Source organism: Pseudonocardia sp. (assembly GCF_050246655.1).
Taxonomy (GTDB): Bacteria; Actinomycetota; Actinomycetes; order Mycobacteriales; family Pseudonocardiaceae; genus Pseudonocardia.
This window is the reverse complement of record NZ_JBFWVQ010000048.1, coordinates 1-18209: the sequence shown is the minus strand read 5'-3', so window position 1 is coordinate 18209 and position 18209 is coordinate 1. Positions and strand designations below refer to the sequence as shown.

At 75.4% G+C, this 18209-nt stretch carries 16 protein-coding genes; 8 read left to right on the top strand and 8 right to left on the bottom strand.

Translation table 11 applies throughout. The annotated features are described in order from the left end of the window. Positions 1-21: 21 nt before the first annotated feature. From larC to larE, 3 genes are all read right to left on the bottom strand, one after another. Positions 22-1206 carry a nickel pincer cofactor biosynthesis protein LarC gene (larC, locus tag AB7J25_RS16705; protein ID WP_428510008.1) on the bottom strand — a complete coding sequence of 395 codons (1185 nt, stop codon included), beginning with the start codon at positions 1204-1206 and terminating at the stop codon, positions 22-24. 109 nt (positions 1207-1315) lie between these two features. Then, positions 1316-2005: a nickel pincer cofactor biosynthesis protein LarB gene (gene larB, locus AB7J25_RS16700; RefSeq protein WP_428510006.1), complete on the bottom strand. Its 690-nt coding sequence runs from the start codon at positions 2003-2005 to the stop codon at positions 1316-1318. After that, a complete protein-coding gene (gene larE / locus AB7J25_RS16695; protein WP_428510004.1) occupies positions 2002-2820 on the bottom strand; it encodes an ATP-dependent sacrificial sulfur transferase LarE in 819 nt (272 codons plus the stop codon). Before larE ends, larB begins: the two co-directional genes overlap by 4 nt. A 182-nt stretch (positions 2821-3002) precedes the next feature. On the opposite strand from larE, the gene AB7J25_RS16690 reads away from it, so the two are divergent. The 8 genes from AB7J25_RS16690 to AB7J25_RS16655 all read left to right on the top strand — a co-directional run bounded on the left by AB7J25_RS16690 (position 3003) and on the right by AB7J25_RS16655 (position 12854). Then, positions 3003-4994, top strand: coding sequence for a hypothetical protein (locus AB7J25_RS16690; RefSeq protein WP_428510002.1), 1992 nt, complete (start codon positions 3003-3005; stop codon positions 4992-4994). A gap of 193 nt (positions 4995-5187) precedes the next feature. Next, positions 5188-6627 carry a phytoene desaturase family protein gene (locus AB7J25_RS16685; RefSeq protein ID WP_428510000.1) on the top strand — a complete coding sequence of 480 codons (1440 nt, stop codon included), beginning with the start codon at positions 5188-5190 and terminating at the stop codon, positions 6625-6627. 54 nt (positions 6628-6681) lie between these two features. Beyond that, positions 6682-7092, top strand: a complete 411-nt coding sequence (locus tag AB7J25_RS16680) for a VOC family protein (RefSeq protein ID WP_428509998.1) — start codon at positions 6682-6684, stop codon at positions 7090-7092. Continuing rightward, entirely contained in the window at positions 7089-7997 is a 909-nt protein-coding gene (locus tag AB7J25_RS16675; protein WP_428509996.1) for an RNA polymerase subunit sigma-70, read from the top strand. Before AB7J25_RS16680 ends, AB7J25_RS16675 begins: the two co-directional genes overlap by 4 nt. A gap of 59 nt (positions 7998-8056) precedes the next feature. Continuing rightward, a complete protein-coding gene (locus AB7J25_RS16670) occupies positions 8057-9322 on the top strand; it encodes a hypothetical protein (RefSeq protein ID WP_428509994.1) in 1266 nt (421 codons plus the stop codon). 31 nt (positions 9323-9353) lie between these two features. Next, entirely contained in the window at positions 9354-10838 is a 1485-nt protein-coding gene (locus tag AB7J25_RS16665) for a glutamate-cysteine ligase family protein (protein ID WP_428509992.1), read from the top strand. A gap of 32 nt (positions 10839-10870) precedes the next feature. Further along, entirely contained in the window at positions 10871-11767 is an 897-nt protein-coding gene (locus AB7J25_RS16660; RefSeq protein WP_428509990.1) for a dienelactone hydrolase family protein, read from the top strand. 22 nt (positions 11768-11789) lie between these two features. Beyond that, positions 11790-12854 carry a methyltransferase gene (locus tag AB7J25_RS16655; protein WP_428509988.1) on the top strand — a complete coding sequence of 355 codons (1065 nt, stop codon included), beginning with the start codon at positions 11790-11792 and terminating at the stop codon, positions 12852-12854. Here AB7J25_RS16655 and AB7J25_RS16650 read toward each other — a convergent pair. The 5 genes from AB7J25_RS16650 to AB7J25_RS16630 are packed head-to-tail and all read right to left on the bottom strand — an operon-like array spanning position 12815 to position 18189. Then, positions 12815-13747 carry a PLP-dependent cysteine synthase family protein gene (locus tag AB7J25_RS16650; protein WP_428509986.1) on the bottom strand — a complete coding sequence of 311 codons (933 nt, stop codon included), beginning with the start codon at positions 13745-13747 and terminating at the stop codon, positions 12815-12817. The genes AB7J25_RS16655 and AB7J25_RS16650 overlap by 40 nt on opposite strands. Then, positions 13744-14430: a serine O-acetyltransferase gene (locus AB7J25_RS16645; RefSeq protein WP_428509984.1), complete on the bottom strand. Its 687-nt coding sequence runs from the start codon at positions 14428-14430 to the stop codon at positions 13744-13746. Before AB7J25_RS16645 ends, AB7J25_RS16650 begins: the two co-directional genes overlap by 4 nt. 14 nt (positions 14431-14444) lie before the next feature. Then, positions 14445-15731: a peptide ligase PGM1-related protein gene (locus tag AB7J25_RS16640; RefSeq protein WP_428509982.1), complete on the bottom strand. Its 1287-nt coding sequence runs from the start codon at positions 15729-15731 to the stop codon at positions 14445-14447. Beyond that, entirely contained in the window at positions 15728-17017 is a 1290-nt protein-coding gene (locus tag AB7J25_RS16635) for an ATP-grasp domain-containing protein (RefSeq protein WP_428509980.1), read from the bottom strand. Before AB7J25_RS16635 ends, AB7J25_RS16640 begins: the two co-directional genes overlap by 4 nt. Before the next feature lie 2 nt (positions 17018-17019). Then, positions 17020-18189 (bottom strand): glycine amidinotransferase, encoded by a 1170-nt coding sequence (locus tag AB7J25_RS16630; RefSeq protein ID WP_428509978.1) that lies wholly within the window; start codon positions 18187-18189, stop codon positions 17020-17022. Positions 18190-18209: the final 20 nt, after the last annotated feature.

Here is an 18209-nt window from a genome sequence, read left to right as displayed (position 1 = left end):
CCGCGTGATCCACCGGCGACACTAGCCCGGCGGACCGAGCCCACCGTCGCGGTCGAGGGCGGCGACCGCGCGCGCGGCGACCTCCCGTAGCGGCAGGCCCAGCGCGGCGGCCGCGGCCGCGACGTCGTCGTGCTCCGGCTTGGCCCGCCACGGGCCGCGCGTCACCCGGACGGGGTGGCCCAGCACGTCGACGGTGCGTGTGTCGCGGGTCAGCGCGCGCCGCTGCACCGTCGAGCGGCGCACGCCGAGGCTGCCCGTCTCGGCGAGCAGGATCCGCTCGCACGCGCCCGCGAGCCGGGGTGGCGCGAGGACGTGCACGGTGTGGGCGGGCCGGGACTTCTTCATCACGATCGGCGAGATCCATGCGTCGGCCGCGCCCGCGTCGAGCAGCTGCCCGACGAGATGGCCGAGCACCTCGCCGGTGACGTCGTCGACGTTGGTCTCCAGGACCACCATCTCCCCGGTCCCCGCCTCTGGGGTGGCCGCGCCGCCGGCGGGGGCGCCGAGAAGCGCGGCGACGACGTTCGGGCGGTCCGCGACGTCCCGGGCACCCGCGCCGCGGCCCGCCGCCGTCACGGTCATCGCGGGGACCGGCCCGAACCGGGCGTGCGCGGCGAGCAGCAGGGCGATGCCTGTCGGTGTGACGGTCTCCCCCACCGGACCGGGTTCCACCGGCACCCCGCCCCGCGCGAGCAGCGCCGCCACCGCGGGCGCGGGCAGGGGCAGCTCGCCGTGCCGGGTGCGCACCGATCCCGACCCCATCGGGAGCGGCCCGCACGCCACCTCCGTCACGCCGAGCAGGTGCAGGCCCGCCGCGACCCCGACGACGTCCACGACAGTGTCGGCACCGCCCAGCTCGTGCAGGTGCACCTCCGACGCCGCGACCCCGTGCAGCGCCGCCTCGGTCTCGGCGAGCAGCGCCACCGCCCGGCCCGCGAGATCGGCCACCGGCGCCGGCCGGGCCCGCGCCACCAGCTCGGCGAGCACGGCGGCGGGGCGTTCGGCGGTGGTGTCGTCGGTGGTCACGACGGCGCGGGTCGCGGCGAGCCCGGCGCGCAGGACCGGCTCGGGCCGAAGCTCCCAGCCGTCCAGGCCCGTCGACGCGACGATCGCGCGGACGCCCGCGACCGGGGCGCCGAGATCCAGCAGCGCTCCCAGGAGCATGTCGCCGGAGACCCCGCCGAAGGGGTCCAGCCAGACGATCACCGGTATCCCCGTGACCAGTTGGCACACACCCCGGCACGCTCGCACACGCCGCCGGCGGTGTGTGCGACGACGTCACGGTGTGTGCGAGCCTCGGACCGGCCGGGGGCGGTCACTGCGCGGCCCCGTCGCCGGCCCGGCGGGCCCGCGCGATCCGGAACGCCGCCATCGCCGCGCTGAACCCCGAGTCGATGTTCACCACCGTCACCCCGGCCGCGCACGACGACAGCATCGCGAGCAGCGGCGTCACCCCAGCCAGGTGCGCGCCGTGCCCCACCGACGTCGGCACCGCGATCACCGGGCAACCCACCAGCCCGCCGACCACGCTCGGCAGCGCCCCCTCCATCCCCGCGACGCACACCACCGCGTCCGCCGCCGCGAGGGTCTCCCGCGCCGCGAGCAGGCGGTGCACCCCGGCGACGCCGACGTCGGTCACGCGCGTCACCGCCATCCCCACCGCCTCCGCGACCGCCGCGGCCTCGTCGGCCACCGGGCCGTCCGACGTCCCCGCCGCGACGACCGCCAGCGCGAAGCCCAGCGGCCGCGCCGCCCGCCAGACGAGCAGCGACGCCTCCGGGACGTGCCGGGCGCCGGGGACCGCGCGCCGAACCTGCGCCGCCACCTGCGGCTCCAACCGGGTCGCCAGCACCGGACCCGAGTTCGCCGCCAGCAGGCTCGTCACGATCCCCGCCACCTGCGCCGCCGACTTGCCCGGCCCGTACACCACCTCCGGCAGGCCCAGCCGCGCCTCCCGCCCGGTGTCCGGGCGGGCGTAGCCCAGATCCTCGAACCCGGACGTCACGGGGCGGGCATCCCGAGCAGCACGTTCATCCGGCCGCTCGCGAAGCCCTGCAGGTCCAGCGCGCAGAACGCGAAACCCGCGCCCCGCACGGCGGCATCCAGCTCGGCGCGGCGGCTCGACACGGCCTCGTCCAGGCGCTCCGCGGGCAGCTCCAGGCGGGCGAGCGTGCCCACCCCGTGGGCGCGCACCCGGCACACCGGGAAGCCCAGAGCGTGCACCGCGGCCTCCGCGGCCTCGATCCGCGCCAGCACCTCCGCCGTCACCGGGTCGCCGTAGGCCACCCGCGACGAGAGGCAGGCCGCCGCGGGCTTGCCCGCCGTGGCGAGCCCCAGCTCAGCGCTCACCGCGCGCACGTCCGCCTTCCCCAGCCGCGCCTGCACCAGCGGCGCGACCGCGCCGCGCGCCGCCGCCACCCGCTGGCCCGGGCGGTGGTCACCGAGGTCGTCCAGATTCGTGCCGAGCGCGATGCGGGCCCCCGCCAGCTCCGCGAGCGGCACCAGCGCATCCAGCAGCGCGTCCTTGCAGTGGGCGCACCGGTCGCCGCCGTTCGCGACGTAGCCGGGACGCTCCAGCTCGTCGGTGCACACCTCGACGTGGCGGATGGCGTGTGCGCGCGCGAACGCCCGTGCCGCCGTCCGCTCCGCCGCCGGTAAGCTCGCACTCACCGCTGTGACCGCGACCGCCGCCGCGCCCAGCTCCTGCGCCGCCACCGCCGCGACCAGCGCCGAGTCCACGCCGCCCGAGAACGCCACCAGCAGCGGACCGCCGCCCCGGACCGCGGCCCGAAGCGCCGTCAGCTGCGCGGACTCGCCCATGGCGCCACGATAGAGACGCCGGCATGCGTCCGGACAGAGCAGCTCGGTGGACGTGGCCGTCGCCCGTGCGGCACTCTCCTCGCGGAGCGAGGGGATACGGTCAGCAGTCGAGCGGTAACACCCTGACGACTCGCGCCGAGTTCCTCCACACGGGAAAGACGACCACGGCGAGGGAGGTGGACGTGCGGGACTCCGGGCGGCGCGACGGTCGCCAGGAACGGTCGGCGGGACATGACGCATGTCCGGCCGACCCCGGCGAGCAGGGAGTCGACGACACGGCCTCCGGATCCGGGCCGAGCGGCTCCGCTGACGTCCCCGACGTCGTCGACCTCCACTCCGTGCACGCCGACGACGCCTTCCTCGACGCGCTCGCCGCCGGGATGCGGCCGTCCGCAGCGGAGGACCTGCTCGCCGCCGGGCTCGCGGCCTGGGCGGACAACTCCGCCGTCGACCCGTCCGAGCTCCGGGACGGGATCGGCGTCGACGAGCGACGGCCCGCGAACGCCGGGGACGACGGCGCCCCGTGCCCCGTGGTGGACCTGCACGTCCCCGGCGCCGACCAGGGCACCGAGCACAGCGGTCTCGTCCGGCCGATCCGGGCGGCGGGCGGGCTCGGCACGACGGCACGCGGCGTGGCCGGGCAGGTCCGCACGCCCGACGCGGGAACCGCGATGCGTGCGGATACCCACGCTGTGCCGGACGCCACGACGGCTGCGAGCGACGTCACGGCCCTCTCCGGAGCGGACGACGCCGCCCCGTGCCCGGAAGCCCACCGGGTCCGGCCTGCGCCGCGGCTCACGGGCCGGCTCGCGGCCGCGGCGGCGGTCGCTGCCGTCCTGCTCTCGGCGAGTCTGCTCACCGGCGGAGCGGAGGCCGCGCGGCCCGGCGACGCGCTGTTCCCGGTCACGAAGGTGCTGTTCGCCGAGCGCGCTGAGGCGCTCGAGAAGGTCGAAGCGGTCCGCACGCACCTCGAGCAGGCACGGGTCGCCCTGCGGGAAGGCCGCCACGACGAGGCCGCGCGCGAGCTGACCGAGGCCTCGGTCAGGCTCGGCTCCGTCGGGATCGTCGAGGACTACGAGGCGCTCGCCGGGCAGAAGTGGGCGCTCGCCGGTGAGCTGGTCGCCGTCGCGCCCGAGGCGATCGCCTCGGCGGGTTCCCCGACGCCGGGCGGCGAGCAGACGTCCGAGCCCGAGACGAACCCCGGACAGACCCCGCCCGCGCAGGCTGCCCAGGCGCAGGAGGCCCGAGCAGGCGGCACCGCTTCGTCGTCGCCCGGCACGACGCCCGCTCCCGCCACCGCGGAGCCCGGCGGTGACACCGGGTCCGACACCGCCAGTAGCAGCGCCGCGGCCAGCAGCGGCAGCACCGGAACCGGCACGGACGCCGGAAGCACCGACAGCGCCGACAGCACGGACACCGGCAGCACGGCCCCCGCCAGCACCGACACCGGCAGCACGGCCCCCGCCAGCACCGACACCGGCAGCACCGGCACCGGCAGCAGTACCGACACCGGCGGCACCGGCACCGGCGGCACCGACACCGGCACCGGCGGCAGCACCGGCACCCCGCCGAACGAACCGACACCTCCGGCGGATCCGGGCCCGGCGCCTGCCCCAGACCCGGCACCCGCCCCGGACCCGGCACCTGCCCCGGACCCCGCACCCGCAGGAGACCCGGCACCCGCCCCAGACCCGGCACCTGCCCCGGACCCGGCACCCGCCTCAGACCCCGCACCCGCGGGGAACACGGGCTCCACACAGCTCCCGGGCGTGGCCGCCGACACCGGCTCCCCGCAGGGTTCCGCGACCGACCAGAGCAGCGCCGGGAACGGCACCCCGAAGAGCACGGACCACACGCCCGGCTCGGACCGCCACGAACCGGCGGACACGCCGACGTCGACGAGCGACGCGACGAGCTCCGGCACCCCGCAGAAGCCCGACTCCCAGACGCCCGACTCCCAGAACTCCGGCAGCCAGAGCTCCGACAGCCAGAGCTCCGACACCCACAAGTCCGACAGCCAGAGCTCCGACAGCCAGAGTTCCGACACCCACAAGTCCGACTCCCAGGGCTCCAGCAGCCAGAGCTCGGACTCCAAGAACTCCGACAGCCAAGGCTCCGACACCGAGAGCTCGGACTCCCCCACGTCCGACTCCCAGAGCTCCGACCAGAAGTAGAGCCGCCGGGGTCCTCCGGCGGTCCCAGAGCGCCTCGCTCCGGTCCCGGGCGCCGCGGTCCGGGACGCCGCTCCCGGGGGTCCATCGACGCTCCGGAACCGCGCCCCTGCGGACGGCACCGCCCCGCCGTCGGGGACAATCGCGACGTGAGGACGTGCCCCGAAACGACCGCGATCGGTGTGGGGGCCGGGCGGTGAGCACGGCCGTGGTGGTCGGCAGCGGTCCCAACGGGCTCGCGGCGGCCGTGTCCCTGGCCCGCACCGGGGTGCACGTCACCGTGCTGGAGGCGGCCGACGAGATCGGCGGCGGCACCCGCAGCGGCGAGATGATCCTGCCGGGGCTCCTGCACGACCACTGCTCGGCGGTGCACACGTTCGCGGTGGGCTCGCCCCTCTACGCCGAGCTGGAGCTGGAGCGCTACGGCCTCGAGTGGCGCTGGCCGGAGATCGACTGCGTACACCCGCTGGACGGCGACCGGGCCGCGGTGCTGCACCGCTCGGTGGACGACACGGCCGCCGGGCTCGGCGTGGACGGGGGCCGCTGGAGGGCGCTGTTCGGGAAGCCCGCGGAGTCGTTCGACACCCTCGCCCCCGCGGTCCTCGGGCCGCTGCTGCGGGTGCCCCGCCACCCGCTGCTCCTGGCGCGGTTCGGGATCCCGACGCTGCTCCCCGCCGCGACGCTCGCGAGGCTCTTCCGCACCGACGAGGCCCGGGCGCTCTGGGGCGGCATCGCCGCGCACGCCTTCCACCCGCTCACCCGGCCACTGACGTCCGCGATCGGGATGGGGCTCGTCGCGGGCGGGCACCGGTACGGCTGGGCGGTCGCGAAGGGCGGGTCGGGCTCGATCAGCAGGGCGATAGCCGCCCTGCTCGCCGACCTCGGCGGAAAGATCGAGACCGGCGTGCGGGTGACGTCGGCGTCCCAGCTCCCGCCCGCGGACGTCACGATCTTCGATCTCGCGCCCGGCGCCGTCGCGGACATCCTCGGCGAGCGGCTCCCGCCGCGGATCGCCCGCGCGTACCGCAGCTTCCGGCACGCCCCGGCCGCGTTCAAGGTGGACTTCGCGGTCGAGGGCGGTGTCCCCTGGACCTCGCCCGACGCCCGTCGCGCCGGCACCGTCCACGCCGCCGGGAGCCTCGCGGAGATCGTCGCCGCCGAGGCGGACGTGCACGCCGGCCGCCTGCCGCAGCGCCCGTTCGTGCTGGTGGGGCAGCAGTACCTGGCCGATCCGCAGCGCTCGGTGGGTGACGTCCACCCGGTGTGGACCTACGCGCACGTCCCCCGCGGGTACCCCGGTGACGTCACCGAGGCGATCGTCGGGCAGGTCGAACGGTTCGCACCCGGCTTCCGGGAGCGGATCGTCGGCACGATGACCCGTTCCCCCGCGGGGTTCGCCGCCTACAACGCGAACTACGTCGGCGGCGACATCATCACCGGCGCCACGGACGTCCGGCAGCTCGTCCTCGGCCCGCGCGCGACCCTCACGCCCTACGACGTCGGCGTGCCCGGGTACTTCCTGTGCTCCGCGGCGACGCCCCCGGGCCCCGGCGCGCACGGGATGTGCGGGGCCCACGCGGCGGCCGCCGCGATCCGCCACCTCGACGCGGCGGGGTGCTCACCGCGTCACCGATGAGTTTCCGTCCGGCCCGCCGTTGAACACGACGACAGCACCCCGAAGGAGGCCCGTGTGGACTGGAAGCTCGAACTGATCATCGTGGGCGTCGCGGACGTGGACCGCGCGAAGGACTTCTACGTCGGGAAGCTCGGCTTCCACCTCGACGTGGACCACGCCATGGGTGACGCGTTCCGCGTCGTGCAGGTCACCCCGCCGGGCTCGGCGTGCTCGATCACGTTCGGCGTGAACGTGGGCGCCGGCGAGCCGGGCGCGACCAAGGGCGTGCACTTCGTCGTGGCCGACATCGAGGCCGCTGCCGCGCAGCTCGACGGCGCGGGCGTGGAGCACGGCGGCATCCAGCACTTCGTGGACGGCGCCATGACCCCGGGCCCGGACCCCGAGCGGCGGGACTACAACTCGTTCGTCTTCTTCGCCGACCCCGACGGCAACTCGCTGGTGCTCCAGCACGTCAACCCGAAGTGACGGACCTCGAGGAAGCGTTCCGCGCCCACCGGCGCGAGCTGCACGTGCACTGCTACCGGATGCTCGCCTCCTACGACGAGGCCGAGGACGCGGTGCAGGAGGCCTACCTGAGGGCGTGGCGGGGGCGCGCGGGGTTCGACGGGACGAACCCGCGGGCGTGGCTCTACGCGATCGCGACGAACGTCTGCATCGACGCCGCCCGCCGCCGCGCGCGCGACCGCAAGGAGGTGAGCTGGCTCTCCCCGTATCCCGACGCCGTCCTCGACGGTGCCGGCCCGGACACGCTCGCCGAGGCCCGGGAGACGATCGAGCTGGCGTTCCTCGCCGCCCTGCAGGTGCTGCCGCCGCGGCAGCGGGCGGCGCTGCTGGCCCGCGAGGTGCTGGGGCTGCCCGCCGCCGAGACGGCCGCGCTGCTGGACACGTCCGTGGCCGCGGCGAACAGCGCACTGCAGCGGGCGCGGGCGACGATGCGCGACCACCTGCCGTCGCACCGCGAGGACTGGGCGGCCCGCGAGCCCAACCCGGCGGAGAAGGAGCTCCTGGAGCGGTTCATCGACGCGCACGAGCGCTGCGACGCCGTGGCGGCCCTGTCGGTGGCCGCGCAGGACATCCGCGTGACGATGCCGCCCGCGCCGATGTGCTTCGACGGCCACGACGCGCTGGTGCCGCTCCTGGAGCGGGCGTTCGGCCCGGACCGGCACGGGGACTGGCGGCTGCTGCCGACGGCGGTGAACCGGATGCCCGCGGCGGCGGCCTTCCTGCGCCGCCCGGGCGACAGCGTGTTCCGCGGCTTCAAGCTGGACGTGCTGCGGGTCGAGGGGGACCGCATCGCCGAGATCACGACGTTCGGCTGGTCGTGGTTCACCCGGTGCGGCCTGCCGGAGGTTCTCGACGTGCCGGGGTAACGATCACGGACGGACCGGCGAGTCCGAAGTCGCGGTCGGCTGCGGAGGGGGTGCGGGTCGTGGAGCCGGTGGCGACGCTGGTGGGCGTGCTGGCGTCCCTCGCGGTCAAGGGGGCGCTGGGGGCGTACGCCCAGGGCACGGGGTCCGTCCAGGGCGACGATGACTGGGAGGGCGCGTGGGGGTCGGCCGTCGGGTCCGTGCTGACGGCCCTGCTGGCCACCACCCGCCGGACCGACGGGATGCTCGGCTCCATCGACGCGAAGATCGACCAGCTCGCCGTCGACAGCTACCGGCATCCCCTCAACGCGGCGATCCGACACCTCACCGAGGCCGACCACGAGTGGCGTTCCGACGAGGATCGGCGGACCCATCTCGAACAGGCCCGGTTCCGCCTCATCGACGCCGCGGCCGCGGCTCCCGACGGCTCCATCCGCGCGACCGTCGAGTGGCACCTGGCCCTCGCGTGGCTGCTCTCGGGCTCCCGGCCGGACTGCGCGGCCGCCCTCACCCGAGCTCGCGACGAGTCCTTCGGCGCGCTCACCGAGGCCGTGACGTCGTGGGCACCCACCGGGCGGACGCCCGGGCGGATGTCGGACCTGGTCCGCCAGCTCGACCCGGACCAGTACGGCCCCCGGCTCGGGCCCGCCCTCAAGCGGATCGGCCTCCGTCGCCCGGCGGATCCGGCACCGGCCGCAGGCGCGCCGACCTCGATCGACCTCGCCCTGGAGGTCGCCGCGGTCGTCCAGGAGATCCGCCGCGCGCTCGGGTTCCCGCCATCGGCGTGCGCGACACCGCGGGTGCTCCCGCAGCCCCTGCCCGACCCCGCGGCGGCGGTCACCGTCGCGCCCGCCGTCGTGGTCGATCTCCTCCCGGGGCCGAACGACGTCTGGGGATCGGCGATCACCGTGGCCGAGGTGCGCCCGCCACGGCACGTGGCGACGCGGTGGTGGACCGTCGACGTGCGGCTGGCCGCGGCACCGGCCGTCGCCAACCCGACGGTGCAGGTCCTGTCCCTCGCGTCGGAGGAGGACCTCTACCGGGCGGGCGAGCACCTCAGCGAGGCCCCCATCGCGGGCTTCACCCCGCACCAGGCGCCACCGGCGGCGGACCCGCCCGGCGAGGACGGCTCCACCGGGCCCGTGCACGACGGCTGGGTCACCACGCTGTGTCGCGGGAAGCCGACGCTCGTCGCCGTCCGGAGCAGGCTCGAGCTGGACCACGACGGCGACGCCGACATCCCCCGCGGGGGCGTCTTCGCGGTCATGCCGTTGGTGGCCGGGATCGCCGCCGCCGAGACGATCGCGAAGCCTGCCCACCGGCCGTAGGCTGAGCCGGACCGGACGCGGGAGGCAGGCCATGGGTCAGGAGGTCGCCGCACGGACGTTCACCCGGGCCGACCGCACGCGCTACCGGCAGAAGGTCCGGCGCTGCCTGGACGTCCTGGAGCGGATGCTGCGGGAATCGCGGTTCGCCGGTGGGCGCCAGCTCATCGGCTGCGAGATCGAGCTGAACCTCGTCGACTCCCGCGGCGAGCCGGTGATGCGCAACGCGGAGGTGCTCGACGCGATCGCGAGCCCGGACTTCCAGACCGAGCTGGGCCAGTTCAACGTCGAGTTCAACCTGCCCCCGCGCGGCCTCGCCGGGGACTCCCTCGCGGTGCTCGAGAAGCGGCTGCGGGCCGACCTCAACTCCGCGGAGACCGCGGCCCAGGTCCTGGACGCGCACCTGCTGATGATCGGGATCCTGCCGACGCTCACGCCCGCCCATCTCGGCGCGGACGCCCTCACCGCGCACCCCCGCTACGCCCTGCTCAACGAGCAGATCTTCGCCGCGCGCGGCGAGGACATGCCCCTCACGATCGACGGCGCCGTCGAGCGGCTGCGGACGACCGCCGAGACGATCGCGCCGGAGGCCGCGTGCACGAGCGTGCAGTTCCACGTGCAGGTCGCGCCGGAGTCGTTCGGCGCGTACTGGAACGCCGCGCAGGCGATCGCGGGCGTGCAGCTCGCGGTGGGCGCGAACTCGCCGTACCTGTTCGGCAAGGAGCTGTGGCGCGAGACCCGCATCGCGCTCTTCGAGCAGGCCACCGACACCCGCTCGGACGAGCTGAAGGAGCAGGGCGTGCGGCCCAGGGTGTGGTTCGGCGAGCGGTGGGTGACGTCGATCTTCGACCTGTTCGAGGAGAACGTCCGCTACTTCCCCGCGCTGCTGCCGATCTGCGACGACGAGGACCCGGTCGAGGTCATGGACCGCGGCGACACCCCGGCGTTGGGCGAGCTGCGGCTGCACAACGGCACCGTCTACCGCTGGAACCGCCCGATCTACGACGTCGCGGAAGGTGTCCCGCACGTGCGTGTGGAGAACCGGGTGCTGCCCGCGGGCCCGACCGTCGTCGACACGCTCGCCAACGCCGCGTTCTGGTTCGGGCTGGTGCGCAGGCTCGCGGAGGACGAGCGACCGGTGTGGTCGCGGCTGTCGTTCGCCGCGGCGGAGGACAACTTCCACTCCGCCGCCCGCTACGGCACCGAGGCGCGCCTGTTCTGGCCGGGCGCGGGCGAGGTGCCGGCCAGCGAGCTGGTGCTGCGGCGGCTGCTCCCGCTGGCCTACGAGGGCCTCGACCGGTGGGGGGTGGCGGCCCCGGTGCGCGACCGGCTGCTGGGCATCGTCGAGCAGCGGTGCCTGCGCGCGACGTGCGGCGCGCAGTGGCAGGTGGACACCGTGCACGCGCTGCAGGAGCGCCACCACCTGAACCGCCCGGAGGCGCTGCGCCGGATGACGCTGCGCTACGCCGAGCACATGCACGCCAACGAGCCGGTGCACGCCTGGCCCGTTGAGTCCTGACCGGCGGCGCCAGCGCCGCGTACCGTCGGCACATGGCGATGCGCGACTACCTCATCTCCGAGGTGGCCCTCGACCACGCCGAGGGACACCTTTCGCGCCGGGAGGCGCTGCGCAGGCTCGGGCTGATGGGACTGTCCGCGGTGGCGGCCTCCGGGGTCCTCGCGGCGTGTGCGTCCGAGCCCGCCCCGGTGGCCCCCGCCCCGCCCGTCAGCACGCCCAAGGAACCGGGCTACGACGTCTCGGCCGCCACCGCGCGCAGCACCGCGATCACCTTCGAGGGCCCGGCGGGCACCTTGTCGGCCGCGTACGCCGCCCCGGACGGCACGCCGAAGGGGGCGGTGCTCGTCGTGCACGAGAACCGGGGCCTCACCGACCACTTCCGCGCCGTCACCGGCCGCCTCGCCGGGGACGGCTACGCCGTGCTCGCCCCGGACCTGCTCTCGCGCTCGGGCGGCACCGCCGCCGTGCCGGATGCCACCGCCGCGCTCGGCGCGCTCGCCGCGGCCGACCTCGTCGCGGACCTGCAGGCAGGACTGGCCGAGCTCGGCCGCCGCCACCCGGGCGTCGCGCAGGCCGCGATGGGCTTCTGCTTCGGCGGCGGCATGGTCTGGCGGCTGCTCGCCGCGCCGACGCCTGCGCTCGCCGCGGCCGTCCCGTTCTACGGGCCGCTGCCCGACGGCGCCTCGTTCGAGGGCGACACGGCCGCGGTCCTCGCCGTCTACGCCGAGCTCGACCAGCGCGTGAACGCGACGCGGGACGCCGCGCAGGCCGCGCTCACCAGCGCCGGGCTCGTCCACGAGATCGTCACGGTGCCGGGGGTGGACCACGCCTTCATGAACGACACCGGGCCCCGCTTCGACCCCGCCGCCGCGGCGAGCACGTACCAGCTGGTGCTGAGCTGGTTCGGTACCCACCTCGCCACCACCTAGCCGACGGGAACGCCGAGTACCGATGACCACCGACCAGGCGCAGATCGACACCACCCGCCAGGTCGCGCAGCTCCTGCGCGGCTACGTCGTCACCCAGCTCATCGCGACCGCGGTGCGCTGCGCCGTCCCGGACCACCTGGGCGAGCAGGCGGTCACCGCCGAGGAGCTGGCCCGGCGCACCGGGGTCGAGGCGGCGCAGCTGCGCCGCCTCCTGCTGGGCCTGGAGGGCTTGGGGCTGGTCGCGCAGGGCAGGGACGGGGACGGGGACGGGGACGGGCGCTACCGCGCCACGCCGCTCACCGCGCCGCTGCGGCGTGGCGGCCCGCTGCACGGGCTGGCCCTGCTCGCGGGCGGCGAGTACTACCAGGCCTGGGCGGGGCTGGAACAAGCGCTGCGCACCGGCGAGTCCGCGTTCGAGCAGGTCCACGGCCGCTCGCTGTGGACGCTGCTCGACGACCGCTCGGAGGCCGCGACCTCGTTCGCCCGCTCGATGCGCACGAACACCGAGCACTTCCTGCCCGACATCCTCGCGCTGCACGACTACCCCGCCACCGGCGTCGTCGCCGACATCGGGGCGGGTGCGGGCACGCTCGTCGCGGGGCTCCTGGAGCAGCACACGGGGCTGCGGGGGATCGCGTTCGAGCAGCCCGCCGTCGTCGAGCACACCCGCCGCGGCATCCGCGAGCGCGGGTTGGAGGGCCGCTGCGAGCTCGTCGCGGGCGACTTCCTGGTCGAGGTCCCGGCAGGCGCCGATCTCTACGTGCTGCAGTCCGTGGTGCACAACTGGGGCGACGACGACGCGCTGCGCATCCTGCGCAACTGCCGCCGCGCGATGGGCAGGCAGGCGCGGCTGCTGGTCGTCGAGCGGGCGCTGCAGCAGGTCGACGCGCTGAGCACCGCCGTGCACGACCTCACGATGCTGGTGCTGTTCGGGGGCCGGGACCGCACCGTGGACGGCTACCGCGCGCTGCTGGAGCGCGCGGGCTTCGACGTGGTCCGCACGGCGCGGGGCGCCTCGGGCATCTGCCTGCTCGAGGCGCGCCCGGCTCAGGAGTCGGTGCAGGAGTCGGCCAGCTCGCCGAGGTAGTCGGCGGCCGAGTCGTAGGCGAGGGTGAGGATCCGCGTGCCGGGCGGGCGCATGCGCGCGCAGCGCAGGGCGGCGACCAGGTTCGCGGCGCTGGACAGGCCCACCGCGAGCCCCTCGGTGCGCATCAGGGTGCGCATCATCGCGACGGCCTCCTGCTCGGTGACGGTGATCTCCTCGTCGATCAGCGACACGTCCAGGTTGGCGGGCACGAGCCCGACGGCGAGGCCCTGCAACCCGTGGACGGCGAAGCGGTCCTCCCGATGCGAGCACCCGGGCGGGACGACCGCGGCGATGTGCAGGTCCGGGCGGTGGCGGCGCAGCGTCCGCCCGATGCCGGTGAGGTGCCCGCCGGTACCCACGCCCGCGACCAGCACGTCCGGCACGTCACCCGCGAACGCCTCCAGCAGCTCGACGGCGGTGGTGCGGTCGTGCATCGCGGGGTTCGCGGGATTGGCCTGCTGGTTGAGCAGCACCCAGTCCGGGTGCTCGAACTGCAGCTCGATCGCCTTCTCGCCGTGCGAGTTGCCGCCGCGGCGGTGGTCGGACAGGACGATCTCGGCGCCGTACGCGCGCAGGAGCCGCTGCTTGGCCGGGCTGTAGTTGTCGGGGATGACGAGGACGAGCCGGTAGCCGAGCAGCGCCGCGACCATCGCCAGGCCGGTGCCGGTGTTGCCGCCGGTCGGTTCGAGGATCGTCTGCCCGCTGCCGCGCACGAGCAGGCCCTCCTCCTCGGCGGCGAGCACCATGCCCAGGGCGATGCGGACCTTGTGGCTGCCGCCCGGGTTGAGCAGCTCCAGCTTGACGAACAGGCGCCGGTCCAGCCCCGCGGTGAGCCGGCGCAGCTCCAGCACCGGCGTGGCCCCGATCAGGTCCAGGAGCGAGCCGGCGATCACGAGGCACGCATCCGGACGGACTGGTTGCGCGTCACCACGCTGATCCGCGACCCGGCCGCCACGTCGTGGCGCACCAGCGCGTGGCAGCCGATCACCACGTCGTCGCCGACGGTGACCGGCCCGAGGACGCGGGCGAACGCGCCGATCTCGACCCGGTCCCCCAACCGGGGATGGCGGCGGGTCCGCGGGAGGTCGGCGATACCGGTCGCGCCGAGGACGACGCCGTGCAGCAGGTAGCAGTCGTCGCCGACGACGGCGGTCTCGCCGATCACGGTCCCGGTGCCGTGGTCGACGACGAACCGCGCCCCGATGCTCGCCCCCGGGTGGATCTCCACGCCGGTGTCGACCTTTGCGTGCTCGGATACCGCCCGGGCGATCGTGCGCCGCCGCACGCGCCCCGCGGGGGTACGGAGCCCGGGGCGCAGCGGGGCCTGCAGCACGGCGTGCGCCACCCGGTGGGCCGCCACCGCGCGGTAGCAGCGGTAGGACCCGAGGACCTCCCACCAGCTCCCGTGCGCCGCCGGGTCCCGGTGGGCGAAGGCCAGCAGGTCGGCCTCCGCCGCGTCGACGGTCGCGGGCGCGTCGGCCGTCCAGCCGTCCAGCACGGCGCGGATCTCCCCGGCCTGCGGCCGGGCGAGCTCCCTCAGCAGGGCGGCCACCGCCGCCCGTCTCGCGTGCACCATCCCCGTCCCCCCGATCAGGCCGCGAAAAGGTCGTCGAGCACGCGCTGGAAGCGCGCCTCGTCGCCGGGGCGGGTCCCGGCGACGACATAGAGGAACCCGCCCTGCGGGACGTGGGCGGCGGGCATCGTCATGAGCACGCCGCGGCCCGTGGCGGGATCGAACGCGATGCCCGCGTCGGCCACCGCCTGCAGGAACGCCGCCGCCCGGACCGGGGCCCAGGTCTGCGGGGTGAACCGCTGCCACAGCGTCGCCTCCGGCACCCGCGCCCGCAGCTCGAACAGGTGCGTTGACGTCGTGGTCCGGGCGTTGACCTCGGTGTAGGCGATCGTGCCCGCCCGGGTGAGGACGGCGTCCGCGGCCAGGTGGCCCCGGTAGCCGAGCGCGCGGTAGGCCTGCGCGAGCGCCCGCCCGCCGTCGGCGAGGGCGCGCCGCTGCCGCGCCGGGAGCGTCGACGCGGGCGTCACGTCCGCGACGAGCCGCCGGTCGGCGAACGCGAGCGTGCCGTCGCCGGAGAACGCGACTCCGTCGTCGGTCACGACGAACTCGGCGTACACGCTCGCGTCGACGTCGAGCAGTGCCTCCACGACCACCGGGTAGCGCCCGTCGGCGGAGGCCCACTTCCAGCGCTCCTCGACGTAGGCGGTCTCCTCGCCCGGCTCCAGGACGCACACGTGGTGGCCGCCGACGTGCGCGGGCGCGTCGGCGCCCGCGCGCAGCACCATCTCGTTGCCCGCACCCGCCCCGCGGTGCGCCATCTTGACCATGACGTCGTGGCCCGCGGCGCGCAGCGCCCGCAGCGCGCGGATGCCCTCGCCGGGACTGCGGCAGACCGCGCCGGGCGCGATCGGCACCCCCGCAGCGGTGGCGACGGCGCGGAAGGTGGCCTTGCTGTTCGCGAGCTCGCTACCGCCCTGGGCGAGGAACTCCACGCCCGCGACCCGGTCGCGCACTCCGAGCAACGTGACGAACCCGTCGATCTCGGCGGACGGGAAGAGCGTCACGACCTCGTCCACGTCCGCCAGGTCGGCGGCGACCGCGGCGACGAACTCGGGGGTGACCAGCGCGTCCGGGTCGATACGGCGGGTGCCGTGCACCCCCGGCGGGCAGACGTGCACCCGCACGCGGTCGGTGTCGACGCCCGTCACGGCGCCGACGTGGCGCACGAACGCCGGGTCCGGCTCGTCGGACACGACGACGACGTCGCCCTCGCGTGCGAACCAGAACACCCGCTCCGCCCAGGCCCGCGGATCGGGCCGCAGGAACAGCGTCTCGTCGATGTCATTGGCGATCAGCAGTCTCATCGCATCTCCATTCGGGAGCGGTGCCCGTTGTGCATCCGGGCACCGGCGGCGAAGGGCTCCGGCGTGCGCAGGGCGTGCAGCTCCCACACCCGCGCGACCAGCGCGTCCATCGCGGCGTGGCAGGCGGCGCGGTCCGGCGCGGACACCACGGCGTAGCCGATGCCGGTCGACGTCGTCTCGGCCATGTCCTCCATCGGCGCCCCGACCGGCAGCAGGACGGTGCGGTCCACCCCGGGCACGGCGGCGCGGACGTCGTCCTCCCGCACGCGGTTGACCTGCCCCGGCACGGACGGCAGGTGGGTCCAGCCGTGAACGCCGTCCGCTCCCGCGAGGGTCTCGACCGGGTCGCCGGTGTAGAGCTGGGTGGCGGCGGCCCACAGGTCGACGCCGATCGTCTTCTCCGCGACCCGGCCGAGCATGCTCCCGCCGGGCCGGCAGGCCAGCTCGTTCGCGACGAACGCGCCGGGGCCGCCGAACAGCTCGAAGTGGAAGACGCTGGTGGCGACGCCGAGCGCGGCGAGCGCCCGCCCGGTGATCTCCGCGGCCTCCGCGTACAGCTCGGGGTGGCCCGCCGGCGGGTAGGAGATCGAGCGCATGGGCCTGCCCGCCTTGGTGCACAGCAGCGGCTCGCCGTACTGCGACACCATCATCGCCTCGATCGCCCCGTCCCGGACGACGCCGTCGACGTGCCACTCGGGCGCGTCCACGAACTCCTCGACGAGGATGCGCCGCAGGTCGTCGTCCGCACCCGCGGCGGCGACGACCTCGTCGGCGGTGCGTGCCACCGACACCGAGATCCCGCCACCCGCCGCCACCGGCTTGACGATCACCGGGAACTCCAGACCGGCGCCGGCGAGCAGCTCGGCCACGCGCGTGGCGTCGGTCAGGGCGTCGGTGAGGACCAGGTGCCGCGCGGTGCGGATGCCCGCCGCCTGCCAGCGTCGCTTCTGGACGGCCTTGTCGCGGCAGGCCAGCGCCATCTCCGGGTCGGCGGCGATCGCGCCCAGCTGCGCACCCAGCACGGCCGCAGGGACCACCGCGTACTCGTGGGTGGTCAGCACCGCGTCCACCTTCGGCAGCGGTGCGAGGTGATGGACCGCCGACCACAGCGACTCGACGACCCGGTAGGAGTCCACCGCGCACGCCCGCGTGGCGAGCGCGCGCAGCCCGGGCGTGCGGTCCATGCGCCGCCCGTCGCCCGCCTCGTAGAGCACGGTGATCTCGTGGCCCCCGCGGTGCAGGGCGCGCAGTGCCTCGGGGCGCGCCCCGATGTGCAGGACGTGCATCGCTACCCCTCCTCCGGCGCGAAGAACTCCCCGCACCCGCCGCGGCGGCGCACGTCCCAGGTGGCGCAGTGCAGCGAGCCGCCGAACTCGTAGACGTGGCGGAACGGCACCGTCACCACCTCGAAGCCGAGCCCGCGCAGCAGCGCGTGCAGCCGGGTCTCCCGCTCCTCGCAGACCACCAGCTCCGGGGTGACGCTCAGCAGGTTCATCGACAGCCAGCGCGAGGACTGGCAGTGGCGCGGCATCTCGTCGTCGGTGTAGGCAGGCTCGGGTGCGTCGACGAAGCGCCAGCCGTTGCGCGCGAAGAACGCCCGCTCCGCGACGCGGATCGGCCGGTCCGGGTTGGTGAGCACCAGGCCCGGCCGCAGCGGGACGAACGTGCAGTCGATGTGGGAGGGGAAGAAGTCCAGCGGGAAGTGCACGGCGTGCACGCGCAGGCCACGCGGCGTGAGCTCGCGGCGCAGCCACTCGATGCCGGCGCGGTTGGTCGTCATCGACTCCTGGACGAAGACGTCGCGGCCCATCCGCGTGATGTCGGCGGCGTCGAAGACCACCTCGTCCTGGGTCACGCAGAACTCGAAGTCGTGCATGCGGGCGTGGCGCTCGTCGAGGCTCAGCTCGAAGAACTCGCTGCGGTACATGCCCGCGTCCATCGACGGCTTGGGTGCGGCCGTCCACGAGACGCGGGGATCGGCGTTCCAGTAGCCGCGGACCAGGTCGCGGTAGGGCAGGTACTCGAAGAACCGGGAGCGTCGCGACATCGTCGCCTCGACGATCTGGTTGCCCAGGGTGATGAGCACGTCGCGCGGGCAGACCGCGCAGTACTGGTTCTCGACGGTGAACGCCGGGGTGGCGACCGGGGCACCGAACCCGTCGACCGTGGGGCGGCGGACGGTCACGCCGAGGGACTCCAGGAGCGCGACGAGGCCGTCCAGCTCCTCGTTCGCGCGGGCGATCGTCGAGGCCGCCTTGGGCCCGGTGGGGAAGGGCTGGCCGCGGTCGGGCCCGCGCAGCGCGGGGCGATGGCCGGGCTCGGTGGGCTCGAACCAGGCGCCGTCCGCCCGTCCGACGACGACCTCCTCCAGCGGGTCCCACTCGTTCCACGAGTTGACGACCGGGAGGTCGGTGGCGGTGTGCGGCGCCGGAACCGGGGCCGCGTCGATCAGGGTCATCGGACTGCTCCTTCAGGGGA

Bases quoted from the DNA above. Each gene is read 5' to 3' on its own strand.
- larE (WP_428510004.1), bottom strand. From the start codon at position 2,820: ATGGGCGAGTCCGCGCAGCTGACGGCGCTTCGGGCCGCGGTCCGGGGC.
- AB7J25_RS16630 (WP_428509978.1), bottom strand. From the start codon at position 18,189: ATGACCCTGATCGACGCGGCCCCGGTTCCGGCGCCGCACACCGCCACC.
- AB7J25_RS16655 (WP_428509988.1), top strand. From the start codon at position 11,790: ATGACCACCGACCAGGCGCAGATCGACACCACCCGCCAGGTCGCGCAG.
- AB7J25_RS16640 (WP_428509982.1), bottom strand. From the start codon at position 15,731: ATGAGACTGCTGATCGCCAATGACATCGACGAGACGCTGTTCCTGCGG.
- AB7J25_RS16645 (WP_428509984.1), bottom strand. From the start codon at position 14,430: ATGGTGCACGCGAGACGGGCGGCGGTGGCCGCCCTGCTGAGGGAGCTC.
- AB7J25_RS16665 (WP_428509992.1), top strand. From the start codon at position 9,354: ATGGGTCAGGAGGTCGCCGCACGGACGTTCACCCGGGCCGACCGCACG.
- AB7J25_RS16635 (WP_428509980.1), bottom strand. From the start codon at position 17,017: ATGCACGTCCTGCACATCGGGGCGCGCCCCGAGGCACTGCGCGCCCTG.
- AB7J25_RS16660 (WP_428509990.1), top strand. From the start codon at position 10,871: ATGGCGATGCGCGACTACCTCATCTCCGAGGTGGCCCTCGACCACGCC.